Below are 13,188 nucleotides of genomic sequence, written 5' to 3' on the forward strand. Positions count from 1 at the left end.
GGGGGCTTTGTATGCAGGATGTACAACTATCCGTCCTCGTGCCGGATAAAGCGGACCCGTATCAAAAAGGCGGCCGAAACGCCGCCTTTTTTTCAGACTGTGCGGCCTTGATGCGCCGCCGTATTTCTTTTGGTCTGCTTCGGCTGATACACTTTCCCGACAAACAGGTATCCGTATCTGAAATGGTTGCACCCCCAAGATACGAAAATGGGACCGAACGTGCAGATCAAAAATAAAAGAAGGATGGCAGCCGCTAAAGGCATTGACCGCAAATAGCCTTCCAGAAGATATCCGCTGATTAAAAAGTAGGAGTGCAGCAGATAGATTGAAAACGAATAGTTGCTGATCATCATCACAATCGCGGGCACTTTTTTGAGCTTTGAAAACAGATGAAAACACAGAAAGATCATACTGACCGCGTAAATCATAATATCCGGACGCTTAGAGGAAATGGAGCCGCCGCTGATATATGAAACGGCCACAATCAATATTGCCGATACGGCCGCACTGAAGTAAACCGCATAACGGTACTGATTGATGAGCGATAAAAAACGCGGATATTCCTTTCCGCAATAAAATGCCAGACAGAAATAAAACACCCAGCCCGGAAACGGAACCCAAAAGAACGGAAAAATAGAATCAAGCCCCGATGATGCCGGCGGATGAAAGATCGAAAAGTAAGCCAGATAGACGGCGTTGATGATAAACGAAACAGACAGCACCCATACGGGAGATGTGTTGTTCAGCCAGCGGTGCAGCAGCATATGGAGAATGTAAAATTGAAAGATCACAAGAATGAAGTAGCCGATGAAGTTTCCTAAAAACACATTTTCTAAAAATTTACCGATCACTGAAACGAATCCGGCTCCTTCTTCCGCCACGCTTTTCATTAAAATGGCATCCACCGCGGCAATAAACAGAAACGGCACGAAAATGACTTTGCCCCTTTTCTTTAAAAAACCCGCTGGAACGCCTTTCGGGTATGACCTGGCAAGCAGAAATTCCGAAATAAAGATAAACGCCGGCGTGCTGAACATCAACAGGGTCCGAAAAGCATCAACCGTATGGGCGGCACTGGCTAAGGACTCTTCCTGAATCATCAGCACCATTGACACCACGTGAAGCAGAACGACACTTAAACAGGACAGGCAGCGAATTCCGAAAATTTCTTTTATCTGCATGCGGCCGCTCCTTTTTCACAAGCGCGCCGGACTTTGGCGTATGCTTGGCGCAGCCATTTTTCCCGCAGTTCGGGTGTGCTCGTTCTGACGACAGAAAAAAGGTTCCGCTCGGCTTTTTGAATGCCGCAAAATTGCAGAATGCCTTTTTTCAGCGTAATCCAATCCGAGTTTTTCCGGAACCACTTTAAGTACCAGCCCGGGGAGTCCGCCGTATAAAAGACCTGTGCCGTCTCTGCCCGGAGCAGTCCTTTTACGCGGCCGTTTTCATATGTGTAGGCTTCTCCGGCGACAAGCACTCTGTCAAAAAAGCCTTTCATAATCGCCGGAACGCCTCCCCACCACAGCGGGTAGATGAAAATGAGATGATCCGCTTCTTTCATCAGTTTCCGGTATTTCTTCGTTTCAGCGTCCCGATTCATGTCGGAGCGCTTTTTTTCGCCGCCGTACTTCAGCACGGGATCAAATTGATCGGCGTATAAGTCAATGACCGTATAGCTTTGGCCGCTGTCCTTTAAAGCCATGGCGACGTATTTTACGAGAGCCGCATTGAAACTGTTCTCATCCGGGTTTGCATACACAATCACCGTCTTCATATGTCCCTCCCAGTATTTATTAATTTTTACAATGATTATATCATGATGTCATATGAATGAGGCAAAGACACGAGAAAGGCTTTTTCCAGTTCTGCTGCCGTTTCGATAACCCCTTTCTGCATATTTTTGCTGATTTTGGCGCCGCGGATTCAATGATAAGCATCCGGCGCTTCTGCGTTTTTGAGCGGCCGTATGGTATACTAGCTGTCAAATGAATGGGCTTGGAGGACAACATGAGAATTTTAAAGTACGCGATTTTAGGGCTTTTGCGAAAAGGCGAATTGAGCGGATATGATATATCGAGCTATTTTAAGGAAGAGCTCGGCCAGTTTTGGAGCGCAAAGCACAGCCAGATTTATCCGGAATTAAAAAAACTGACGGCTGAGGGATTTATTACGTTTCGCACTGCGATTCAAGGAACGAAGCTTGAGAAAAAAATGTACACGCTGACTGACAAGGGAGAGCTGGAGCTTGCTGCCTGGCTGACGAAAAAAGACCCGATTCCGGAAACGGTGAAGGATGAATTTATGCTGAAGGCTTATTTCATCTCAGCTTTGACGCAGGAAGAAGCGGATGAGCTATTCACCGATCAGCTCGTAAAGCGTAAGGAGAAATTGTCCGATCTGGAAAACAGTTATCAAGAACTGATGACATCGTCCGCGGAGGCGGATTCATTTTCTTCTCCTGATTTCGGCCATTATCTCGTGCTGACAAAAGCGCTTGAGCGGGAACGGAATTATATTTCCTGGCTTGAAGATATTTTGGCTCTCATCAAAAAAGCATAAACAAAACGGGGCGGCTCTGTATCTGCAGGCCGCCTGTTTACGTTCTGAGAATCACATTGATAAACGAATCAGCCATTAAAATAAGAAAAAGCAGACTGAAATAAACAATCGAATAAAAAAACATCCCCTTCGACCATTGCGTGTCATCCGCCGCCTGAAAGCCTTTGATGCTCCGGTACAGCCAGATGGCTCCGAGCAGGAGAGCGGACGCGGTATAAAACGGGCTGACGTCTATATAAAGAGGAACGAGCAGCGAAACCGCAGTCAAAACGGCGATATAGCGCAGCATTTTTATTTTTGTGACGCGATTGCCTTTTATGATCGGCAAAAGCGGAATGCCGGCGGCACGATACTCTTCCTTTCGCCTGATTCCGATCGCCCAGAAATGCGGCGGCTGCCACAAAAACATAATCGCGTATAACAAAATCGCGGGCATATCAATGTACCCGGCCAGCGCGCAATAACCGATTAAAGGCGGAGCCGCCCCGGGAAAGCTGCCGACAAATGTGCTCCAGACGGATTGTCTTTTAAACCAAAGCGTATAAACGACGGCATACAGCAAAAATGCAAGCAAGCCAAGAACGGCGGTCAGTACATTAAGCGAAGCAAGCATGATGAATCCGCATGCGCCGAGACATGTGCCGTACAGGATCATGACCGTCGGCGGTATTCTTCCCGTGACGCTGGCGCGGGTGCGGGTTCGCGCCATCTTTGCGTCCATGCCGCGATCAAAGAAGTTATTAAAAACAGTGCTTGACGCCATGACTAACGCCGTTCCGATCATGGCAACCGCCATGGCGGCAAATATACCGGGCCCTCCGCCCGTCCTTTCCGACTGAAGCCATGCGATCCAAAATCCGCCCAATGCGGCGAGTGAATTTGAGATGATAATCCCCGGTTTGGCAAGAATGATAAAGTCCTTGACCGTCATCCGGTTTCCGTTATGCTTCATAGACTGTTCCGTCTGTGCTGCATTTGAATTCATTTGTGGAGGTTCTCCTTTTTCGGCTTATCATATCAGGAAGAATCAGGAAGCACAATTTATTTTGGGCATTTTTCACACAATTGTAAATTGTATATGAAAAGCCAATCTTGTGACCGGATGCGGCTTTTCCCTTTTTCTATTCAAAGTCTGCCCATACAGCTCCCTCATCCGCCGAACGGACACCCATTTTCAATCCAGCGGATGCCCTGAGTTCGGGCCGGCGATGGCAGGCTCCACGCGTCATTTTTGCGCCTCACTGAGATGTTCGCTCTCTTCAGTCACACAAAAGCCGGGTGTATATTGCAAATCGCGTTCTTCTTTTCCGTGCTTTCCAAGGAAACTTCAGAAAAATAAAAACCCTTGCCGGTGAGACGGCAAGGGTTTGTTTCTTACAGTGTAAATGCGATATCCGCCCCTGATACAGGGTCTTTGACGAATACGCCCTCTTCTTTTTCTTCGATCTCAAAGCCGGCATCGGTCAGCGCTTTTGTCACACGTGACAGCTCTTTTTGATGCGGCAGCGCGATGGTGTAATAATCCAGCCCGCTTGCATTTCCCGGTTTCGGCGGCGCATGTTTTCCGGCCCATATATTCAGACCGATGTGATGGTGATACCCTCCCGCCGAAACAAACAGAGCGGACATGCCCGCGTAATTGCCTACAATGTCAAAACCGAGGATATCGGTGTAAAACGCTTTGGCTTCCTGTAAATCCGTCACATGAAGATGGATGTGACCGATTACGGTTCCTTCCGGGAGACGGCTTTTCCGTTCAGCTCCGGCTTCTTCCAAAAGCCCGTCCACATCGACGGGCGCCGTTTGCATGACATAATTGCCCTCCGCATCCCGGCGCCACGTGCTGCGGGGACGATCGGCGTATATTTCAATGCCGTTGCCGTCCGGATCAGACAGGTAAAGAGCCTCACTGACTGCGTGATCCCCCTGACCGAGCGCGATGCCGTTTTCAATCAGCCTGGCCAATGCGATGCCGAGTTCTTTCCGGTCAGGCAGAAGTATCGCGAAATGGTAAAGGCCGGTGACAGACCGCTCCGGCAGAACGACGGCGCTTGGATTTTCTTCAAGCACCAGCAGGACGCGTTTTCCGTCTGCTGACAGTTCTGCGGAACGATCGGTTTGCGAGATGACTTGAAGGCCGATCACATTTTGGTAAAAGCCGAGCGACCGTTCCATATTTTTAATGGTCAATTTGACATAACCGATTGCCGTATCTTGATGAATGCCGGTCATTTGAACGCCTTCTTTCTTATGCTGAAAAAGTTTCTCCCTTTTTTGATTTGAAAAGGAGCTGATCCAATGAAAGCAGTCGGCTTCCTGAAAGCGCTAAGTGAATTGACGCAACCAGTAAGATGAAATCAAATTCCGATCCGCCCATAAATGGTGAGGAAAGCTTCGCCGTGAAGATGGCGCCGACTAATGTGAGGGCAAACAGTACGCCGATTATGCGCGTCGCCAAACCGAAAAAGATCAGAACCCCGCCGACAAGCTCAATCGTCGCGATGACGTAGACCATAAAGGCCGGAAGCCCGATGCTCTGGAAAAATTGCGTAGTTCCTTCCAACCCTTGAAACTTGGATAAACCGTGAACAAAAAAGATAATACCTGTTACAACCCTTAAAAGCAGTGTTCCTGTTTCGAATGATTTATTCATAAAATCCTCCTTGAAAATTATTATCACTTACTTTATGTAAGCTAGTATATATACATAACTTATTTACGTCAAGTAATTTTGTTACATTTAACGAAAATAACTTAAAAGTACTATTTGTCTTCGCAAAAAAAGACCTCCGCACTCTGTCGGAGGTCTTTTTCCCTATCTATGATTCCCGGAACTGGCTTTCATATAATTCCCGGTAAAACCCGTTCTGGCTGAGCAGTTCGGCATGGGTTCCTTTTTCAGTCATTTCGCCGTCTTTCAGCACAAGAATCTGATCGGCTTTTTGAATCGTGTTCAGCCTGTGAGCGATGATGACGCTTGTTCTGCCCGCCATTAAACGGCCGAGCGCTTCTTGTATTTTCACTTCCGTCACCGTATCAATGTTGCTCGTCGCTTCATCCAAAATGAGCAGCACCGGGTCCGCCAGCACAGCTCTCGCGATGGAAATAAGCTGTTTTTGTCCTTGGCTGATGCCCGCGCCGTTTTGGGTAAGGACGGTATCGTAGCCTTTCGGGAGCCGTTCGATGAATCCGTGGGCATTGGCGGCTTTTGCGGCTGCCTCCACCTCTTGATCAGATGCATCCAGACGGCCGTAACGGATATTTTCCCTGATGGTGCCCTGAAAGAGAAAGGAATCCTGCAGGACAAACCCCATGTTTTTTCTCAGACTGGATCTCGTCAGTTTTTTGATGTCCGTTCCGTCGATGAGGATTTTCCCGTTATTCGGCTCGTAAAAGCGGGCGATCAGGCTCGTAACGGTCGTTTTACCCGCTCCGGTCGGTCCGACGAAGGCGATTGACTGTCCTTTCGGAACGCTGAAGGACAGATGTTTTAAGATCAGGCTGTCTTCCTGATAGCCGAAGGAGACATCTCGGAATTCAATCTCTCCCGTTTTGATCGGCTGGTGCGTCGCATGCTCTTCATCTTCCCGCTCCTCTTTTTCATCCAGCACGTCAAACACCCGTTCAGCCCCGGCGATGGCCGATAACATCGTATTGAACTGATTGGCTAAATCATTTAAAGGGCGCGTGAACTGCCGCGAGTATTCTGCGAATACGACGATGGAACCGATCGAAATCCACCCCTTCAGCGCAAACAGCCCGCCGACCGCCGCTATAATCGTAAAGCTTAAATTGTTTAAAGAGTTCATGACTTTCGGAATGAATCCCGAAATTGTCTGCGCCCAAAACCCTGATGATTGTAACGCCGCGTTTTTTTCTAAAAATTGCTCCATGACGCGGTCTTCCCTCGAATAGGCTTTAATGACCTTCGCTCCTGATATCGACTCTTCAATAAAACCGTTCAGCTCGCCGAGGTTTTTCTGCTGCTGCTTAAACAGGAGTCCCGTACGATTGGTGATCCATTTAATGCTCAAAAGCATGATCGGAATAATCAAAAGCGTGATCAATGTTAAAAGCGGACTCATGTACAGCATGACGGCGATTGTGCCGACGAATGTAATAACGCTCGACAGCACTTGAATGACGGATGTATTTAAAGTGGAGCTGACATTTTCGATATCATTGGTGACCCGGCTCATCAAGTCCCCGAGCCGCTGTTTATCAAAAAACGGTATCGGCAGCTCATGCAGATAGGTAAACAGCTCGCTCCGCATTTTAAACACGGTGCTTTGCGAAATATTGATCATCCAATAGTTTTGAAACCATAAGGACAATGATTGCACGAGGTAAATCCCAAACAGCATGAACAGCACCCCCGCCAATCCGTCCGTCGTCCGTCCGACGATAAAATGATCAATTGCTTTCCCGATGACGAACGGTCCGAGCAGGCCGAATATGGCGCTTATGACTACCATGATAATCACAAGGGTTAAAAGCCCTTTTTTCTCGGCTACATACGACCAGATTCTGCGCAGCGTGCCTTTTGTATCTTTTGCTTTCGCGCGTTTTCTGCCGCCTTCATTTGGTTTGAGCGGTATTTTCGGATATCGGAAAGGTTTACGAATGTCTTTCTCCACTGTCAGCTCCCTCCTTTCCGAATTGTGATTCATAAATCTGCCGGTACAGATGAGACTGTGCCATCAGCTCTTTGTGCGTGCCTTTTGCCAGCAGTTCGCCGTCTTCAAGCAATAAGATGGTGTCAGCCTTCATCGCGGTTGTTATTTTCTGCGTAATAATCAGTGTCGTGCATTCATAGGATCTGATCGCTTGTAAAAGCTTCGCTTCCGTTTGAAGATCGAGCGCGCTCGTACTGTCATCTAACAGCAGGAGGGACGGCTTTCTGATAAAAGCGCGCGCGATGGAAATCCGCTGCTTCTGCCCGCCTGACAAATTGACGCCCCGCTGTCCCAGCACCGTGTCGTACCCGTTTGACAGCTTCATAATCGTGTCATGGATTTGCGCGTCTGTGGCTGCTTCCATTACTTCATCTAGTGAAGCATCCTCCCGTCCCCAGGCGATATTTTCACGGATTGTGCCCGAAAACAGAAGCACTTCCTGCGGCACATAGCCGATTTCCCTGCGCAGCCCGCAAGCGGAGAATTCACCGATCGGTTTGCCGTCTATGAAAATACTGCCCGAATCAGCCGTGTACAGGCGCGGAATCAGCTGAAAAAGCGTTGATTTCCCTGAACCTGTCGCGCCCATAATGGCAACCGTTTCTCTCGGGCTGGCAGAAAAGGACACGTGATGCAGCGCGTCTTTTTCCATGTCCGGATAGCGGAAGGACACTTCGCGAAACTCAATCCCGCCTGCAAGCGCCCGTGCCGGGTCGTGCCCCGTTCCCTCGCCGCCTTCTGTTTCCAGCACCTCGCCGATTCTTTCTCCGGAAGCCTTCGCCCGGGAAAATACCATAATGAGAAATGGCAGGACGGACAGCGCGCCTGTAATCCGCGTCGCATAGTTAATGACGGAAACGACATCGCCGACCTGCGCTCCGCCCTGAGCAATGCTTTTGGCGCCGAACCATAAGATAAACAAAATGCAGCTGTTCATCAGCAGCATTAAAATCGGCATCGCAGCTTCCACGAGACGAAAAGCGGAGACCGTTTTTTCCATCAGCTTCGTATTCGATTTCAAAAAACGTTTCACTTCGTGGTTTGCACGGAGGAGCGCTTTAATCAGTTTGATCGCCGTCAGGTTTTCCTGCATGATCGTGTTGACCTGATCAAGCCGCTTTTGCACAGACCGAAACAGCGCGCCGCCTCTTTTCAGCACCCACAGCAAAAACAAAAGCAAAATCGGCACCGTGATCAGCAGAAAAAACCCGAGTTTCGCATTGACGGTCAGCGAGAGAATAATGCCGCCCGCGATCATTAACGGCGCACGAAGCATAAACCGGAGACTCATGAAAAGCATATTCTGGACCTGTGTCACATCGTTTGTCAGCCGGGTGATAAACGATGTGGATGAGAATTGCGCAAACGTCGAATAAGAGAAGGATTGAATTTTTTGAAAAAGCCCTTTTCGCGTATCATACGCATAGCTCTGGCTGATGTGGGCGGAGTAGAATGAATTTAAAATTCCCGATGCGAATGAAACAGCGGTCAGTCCGATCATCACACCGCCCCACAGCCAAACCGTACCGAGATCCTGCTTTAAAATTCCTTCGTCAATGATTTTCCCGATCAGCAGGGGCTGTATCAGCTCTACCGCAAGCTCGATGAGCATGAAAAACAGAGCGATTCCCGCCAAAAGGGAATACGGTTTTACATATGATAAAGCCTTTGACATGTGTAAGCCTCCAAATCCTTTGTTCAATATTATTATTTTATGCCTTTCCGGCAAATGAATAAAGAAATTTGGTGTGCCGTTTTTTCAATAATCAGCGAAAAAGATAAAACCTTCCCGGGGAGGGGAAGGTTTTGACCTTATTGATCCAATTGCTGTTCAATGCGCTCCCGCATTTGCGGAACGCCTAATCCGACAATGACCTGAAGCGCCCTGCCTTTTCTGACGACGCCGTGGGCTCCCAGCTCTCTGAAATCGGCGTCACTTTTGACCTTTGATTCATCAGCGACAGTGACGCGGAGACGGGTGGCGCAATTGGTGACCTCCGTAATATTGTCCTTTCCGCCCAGCGCTTCAATATACAAAGCGGCTGTATCCCGCTGTGTTTCGTCTGCCGCCGCTGTTTCTTTTGAAGCCTGCTTCCGTTCTCTGTACTCCTTTTTCGAATAGAGCTTTGTTTCCTGCCCTTCCTCTTTTTCTCTGCCCGGTGTGGCGATGTTAAATTTGAGAATGAGGAAACGGAAGACGAAAAAGTAAACAGCGGTAAAACACAGCCCGATGATGATCTGGTATACATACGTCAAGCCGTGGCTTGACGCCAGCGGGATCCAGTTCAAGGTCGCAGCTTCGATCAAACCGCCTCCCATATTTCCGACGACGCCGGCCATATACATGACGGTTGCCATGGAAGCGGCAAGCAAAGCATGAACCGCAAATAAAAACGGCGAGATAAAAAGGAATGTAAATTCAATCGGCTCTGTAATTCCCGCGACAATGGACGTCAAGGTGACCGGGATCAAAAGGCCGGCGACGATTTTTTTCTTTTCCTTTGAAGCCGTGGCGTAAAAAGCGAGCGCGATTCCCGGAATGCCGAAGATTTTCGAGTTGCCGTGAAGCGCGAAGCCCCCCTGCGGGAACAATTCTTTCAGCGGTTTGACGCTTTGAGAGTATTCCCCGAGATGCTGGGCCCAATAGGTGACGATACCGCCTTCAGCCACAGCCGGACCGTAAATAAACGGCGAGTAAATAAAATGATGCAGGCCGGTCGGAATTAAAATCCGCTCCAGGAATGTGTAAATCCACACGCCGATCGCCCCGGAAGAAACGAGAAAACTTTGCAGCGAGCCGATTCCGGACTGAACCATCGGCCATACGTATGCCACCGCAAGTGAAATCGGTATCATAATGAAGAAAGAAATGATAACGATGTAGGAAGAGCCTTGAAAAATCCCCAGAAAATCCGGCAGTTTTTTATCAAAATAACGATTGTGCAAATACACGACAATAGATGAAATAAAGATGGCGCCGATAATATTCGTATCAAGCGTTTTGATCCCGGCGATCATCGTCAGCCCGCTCGTTCCGCCGGCTTCCTGAGTCATATCGACATGAAAAGCCCCGCCCCAAACCGTCAGAATCGCATTGATAAAGTAATTGAATGTCAGATAAACTGTAAGCGCTTCCAAACAAGCCCGCGCCTGCGCTTTTTTCGCTAAGGCGACAGGTATGCCGATCGCAAACAGGAGCGGCATCTGATTAAAGACGGTCCAGCCGCCCTGTTCAATGACGTACCAGCATTGATACCAAAGCCCGTCAGGATCAGCCAGCGGCCCCATCAGCGTTTTATTTTTAAACAGCGTGCTCAGACCGACAATAATACCGGAAAATGCAAATAATAAAACAGGCACAAACATCGCGCTGCCGAAGCGCTGGACTTTTTGCATCATTTCACGTGACCTCCCGCTATTTATCAAAATTTTCGAGCTCTTTATAATCAACATATGCACGGAATAACGCTTCGCCCACCAGAAAAAACGGGGCAAATGCGACGATTTCCGTTTTATCGCTTAACGTCACCGGCTTGCTGGTCGCATAAAGATTATACGGCGTCGTTTGCGCCAGGACGTTGTTTTTCAGATTGGTGATTGAAATAAACGGAACTCCCTTTGCGGACAGGGTCCTTACCTGCGGAATTAATTCGGGTGTTTCGCCTGATAAAGAAATAATGATGAATACGTCATCAACCTTAAAATCATCACACATGATATCAAACTCTGTGATGTCCTGAATTAAAATCAGATACTTCCGCCGGGATACAAACATCCGCTGCAGCTCACGGGCGCACACCCTCTGAGCCGTCCCCGATCCGTAAACGAAAATCCGTTTTGCTTCATCTATCAGCCGGCACATCTCCGTCATATCTTTTGACTTCACGTATTTTACATTGGCTTCAATATCATCCAGCAGCTTTTCAAACGTCATATTCTCGCCCTCTTCAGGCTGATCCTCCCATTTCAGAAAAACACGGAATTCACTATAGCCGCTGAAGCCCAGTTTTTGGGCGAGCCGCAGGATGGAAGACCGAGAGACATTGCAGGCTTTCGCCATGTCATTTATACCGAGATGGTAGCACGTATGCTTATGATTCAATATATATTTTAAAATATAAAAATCGTTGTCATTTAATTTCGCGTAATGCTGATTAACCAGTTCTTCAAGACGCATCCCAAAAATCCCCCCGTTTTCTTTCTATTATATAGAATAACAGATAAAGAAAACGGGGAAGATTGTCATCAGGAAATAGGAGACGGGCTTACATCAAGCTCAGGCCAGTAGTCCTTATTAGCCTCCATCAGATCTTCAAGAATCAGTCTTGCCACACGGGCATTCGGCACTGTTTTTGACAGGATCAGCGCCTGCCACAGCTTTTGAAATGACCGCTCTTCCCACGCTTCAGCCGTCAGTTTTTCGACAGACACCTGCTGTTCCATCAGGCCTTTTTGAAATTGCGGTATGTTCCCGACTGAGAGCGGTTCCGGTCCGTTTGAACCTACGAGACAAGGAATCTCAACCATGGCTGACGGATCAAAGTTTGCGATCGCGCCGTTATTTTCAACGATTAACAGCATTCTCTCCCCTGTGTTATAAGCGATGGCCCGGGCAAGATCGACGATATAGGAAGCATGATCATCAATTTTAATTTCACTGTTCTCCGACGATTGTTCGCGCGTAATCATATCGCATTGGCTGAAAATGAAAGCTTCCCGCCCTTCCATGACTTCGTTGGCTCTCGTATGGTTCGGATTTGATTTTTTTACCATATCATCCGGAAATAAGTAATATTGCAGATATGTGTTCGGAAGCGTATCCGGATCAGCCGCCTGTACGTCGCGCGCTTTTTTGAATGTGTCATTCCAGCTTGCTTCAGTCTGTTCAGCCTCCGTCTTCGGAACGTAGCCGTATTCACGGACATGCTCTTTCAGCTTCGGCATTAAATCATTGCCCTCTCGATCGGTGATGGACGTCCACCAGCCAAAGTGGTTCAAGCCGTAGTAACGGACGTTCATTTCTTTTCGTGAAGATAATCCGAGGATGTTCGCCATGCGATCCTCAATTCCGACCGGCATGTCGCAGATGTTCAATATTTTTGAATTCGGTCTGAGGCGCCGTGTAGCTTCGGCCACAATCGCCGCCGGATTGGAGTAATTCAGCATCCATGCGTCAGGCGAGTACGTTTCCATATAATCAAGAATCTCCAGAACACCGCCGATAGAGCGCATGCCGTATGCGATTCCGCCCGGCCCGCATGTTTCCTGGCCGACCACGCCGTACTTCAGCGGGATTTGTTCATCGAGCGCGCGCATCGCATATTTTCCGACGCGGATATGCGCCATGACGAAGTCAACATCCGTAAAAGCCGTCTCTGGGTCATCAGTCGCCAAAAATTCAATGTCCGGCGCTTTTTCTTTTATGAATACCTCACACGCACCCGCAATCCGCTCCTGCCTTTCTTTATCATTGTCATAAAGTTTCAGCTTTCTGATCGGAAACTCTTCCAGGTGATTTAAAAGCATTAATACAATTCCGGGGGTAAATGTGCTGCCGCCGCCTGCAATAACGATTGAGAATGATTTGTCTGTCATGTGAAGCCCTCCTCTGATAACGTTTACATTTTATTTATATCATGAGAAGCTCCGATCTGTACCGGGTTTGGAGGAGTTAGATCATTTGATCATTTTTAGTTATTTTTCTCAAAAAGCGGGAAAGTTCCCACAGGTACGAAAAAGGCCTGCTGTCATCAGCAGACCCCTTCTCAAAAATGCTCTTGTAAATCAGAAAGCAGCACTTCCTGCTCAAATTGTGGATTTCCGATCGGAAAAATCCTGGCTGTTTCCTTGTCTTCGTTGACATGCTGAATATAAATCGGAACTCCTTCATACGTCACATACGCCATGGCGGCGGATTCCGAAATGTCTTTCGCACGCTGTGTATTCACGTCTC

The 13,188-nt window shown here is 48.2% G+C and carries 12 protein-coding genes; 1 reads left to right on the forward strand and 11 read right to left on the reverse strand.

Features of this window, described 5'->3' with window-relative positions:
• Positions 1–92: 92 nt before the first annotated feature.
• Both G9F48_RS15310 and G9F48_RS15315 read right to left on the reverse strand, forming a co-directional pair.
• Positions 93–1,181: an acyltransferase family protein gene (locus tag G9F48_RS15310; protein WP_165409733.1), complete on the reverse strand. Its 1,089-nt coding sequence runs from the start codon at positions 1,179–1,181 to the stop codon at positions 93–95.
• Positions 1,172–1,774, reverse strand: a complete 603-nt coding sequence (locus G9F48_RS15315; protein WP_071391447.1) for an NAD(P)H-dependent oxidoreductase — start codon at positions 1,772–1,774, stop codon at positions 1,172–1,174. The genes G9F48_RS15310 and G9F48_RS15315 overlap by 10 nt, the downstream gene beginning before the upstream one ends.
• Before the next feature lie 233 nt (positions 1,775–2,007).
• On the opposite strand from G9F48_RS15315, the gene G9F48_RS15320 reads away from it, so the two are divergent.
• Positions 2,008–2,559 carry a PadR family transcriptional regulator gene (locus tag G9F48_RS15320; RefSeq protein ID WP_012117104.1) on the forward strand — a complete coding sequence of 184 codons (552 nt, stop codon included), beginning with the start codon at positions 2,008–2,010 and terminating at the stop codon, positions 2,557–2,559.
• Between the two features lie 37 nt (positions 2,560–2,596).
• Here the strand turns inward: G9F48_RS15320 and cyoE are convergent, their stop codons facing one another.
• The 9 genes from cyoE to G9F48_RS15365 all read right to left on the reverse strand — a co-directional run bounded on the left by cyoE (position 2,597) and on the right by G9F48_RS15365 (position 13,183).
• Positions 2,597–3,544, reverse strand: coding sequence for a heme o synthase (gene cyoE, locus G9F48_RS15325; protein WP_165409734.1), 948 nt, complete (start codon positions 3,542–3,544; stop codon positions 2,597–2,599).
• A gap of 389 nt (positions 3,545–3,933) precedes the next feature.
• A complete protein-coding gene (locus G9F48_RS15330) occupies positions 3,934–4,791 on the reverse strand; it encodes a VOC family protein (RefSeq protein ID WP_070081514.1) in 858 nt (285 codons plus the stop codon).
• 16 nt (positions 4,792–4,807) lie between these two features.
• Entirely contained in the window at positions 4,808–5,212 is a 405-nt protein-coding gene (locus tag G9F48_RS15335) for a DoxX family protein (protein ID WP_014304646.1), read from the reverse strand.
• Between the two features lie 166 nt (positions 5,213–5,378).
• The gene (locus G9F48_RS15340) at positions 5,379–7,196 is read right to left on the reverse strand and encodes an ABC transporter ATP-binding protein (RefSeq protein ID WP_165409735.1); all 1,818 of its coding nucleotides are present in this window, start codon (positions 7,194–7,196) and stop codon (positions 5,379–5,381) included.
• A complete protein-coding gene (locus G9F48_RS15345) occupies positions 7,177–8,910 on the reverse strand; it encodes an ABC transporter ATP-binding protein (protein ID WP_165409736.1) in 1,734 nt (577 codons plus the stop codon). Before G9F48_RS15345 ends, G9F48_RS15340 begins: the two co-directional genes overlap by 20 nt.
• Positions 8,911–9,047: 137 nt before the next feature.
• A complete protein-coding gene (locus G9F48_RS15350) occupies positions 9,048–10,634 on the reverse strand; it encodes an alpha-glucoside-specific PTS transporter subunit IIBC (RefSeq protein ID WP_015388532.1) in 1,587 nt (528 codons plus the stop codon).
• A 16-nt stretch (positions 10,635–10,650) separates the two neighbouring features.
• Entirely contained in the window at positions 10,651–11,412 is a 762-nt protein-coding gene (locus G9F48_RS15355; RefSeq protein WP_165409737.1) for a MurR/RpiR family transcriptional regulator, read from the reverse strand.
• A 68-nt stretch (positions 11,413–11,480) separates the two neighbouring features.
• A complete protein-coding gene (gene glvA / locus G9F48_RS15360; protein WP_003155532.1) occupies positions 11,481–12,830 on the reverse strand; it encodes a maltose-6'-phosphate glucosidase in 1,350 nt (449 codons plus the stop codon).
• 170 nt (positions 12,831–13,000) lie between these two features.
• Complete coding sequence (locus tag G9F48_RS15365) at positions 13,001–13,183, reverse strand: H-type small acid-soluble spore protein (RefSeq protein ID WP_003155535.1); 183 nt, start codon at positions 13,181–13,183, stop codon at positions 13,001–13,003.
• Between the last annotated feature and the right edge of the window lie 5 nt (positions 13,184–13,188).

The organism is Bacillus sp. EKM420B (assembly GCF_011065565.1).
Taxonomy (GTDB): domain Bacteria; phylum Bacillota; class Bacilli; order Bacillales; family Bacillaceae; genus Bacillus; species Bacillus velezensis.